Genomic DNA, 511 nt, shown 5'->3' on the forward strand with positions numbered 1-511 from the left:
CTTTATGATAGGTTAGCTTAGAGGCTCTATTGCCTTTGCGACCACCACTAGGAACTCTATAGTAACTACTTTCTACTAGACCTACCATTTTTATAATCTTAGTCTTGCTACATGGATGTTTATGATAGATCCTGTCTACTAAATCTTTCTTGGATCGGACGTCCCAAACTTTTTTTTTAAAAGTTCTCGTTGTACTTCTAACTCTATTTCTCTATCGCTAAGTAACTTACGTAAAACTCGATTCTCCTCTTCGGCGGCTTTAAGTTCTTTACTCTTAGTATCATAAGTTATTTTTAAACCAGATTCTCCTTGATGCTCAAACTTCTTTTTCCAACTATAAAAAGTTCCAGTACTAACTCCAAACTTACGACAAGCTTCTACGATCCCTATTTCCTCTGAACTTGATAGAATTTCTAACTTTTGTTCTAAGCTCCATTTCTTGTATTTCATATCTCAAATTTATCTATTTGAAATTTAAAATATCACTCCGAATTTATTGGGGGCTAAAATA

The 511-nt window shown here is 33.7% G+C and carries 1 protein-coding gene; it reads right to left on the minus strand.

The genetic code is table 11. The features are described from left to right. Positions 1-138: 138 nt before the first annotated feature. Positions 139-450, minus strand: coding sequence for a transposase (locus Q4548_RS16710; RefSeq protein WP_303457174.1), 312 nt, complete (start codon positions 448-450; stop codon positions 139-141). Positions 451-511: the final 61 nt, after the last annotated feature.

Source organism: Wenyingzhuangia sp. 2_MG-2023 (assembly GCF_030548295.1).
GTDB lineage: Bacteria > Bacteroidota > Bacteroidia > Flavobacteriales > Flavobacteriaceae > Wenyingzhuangia.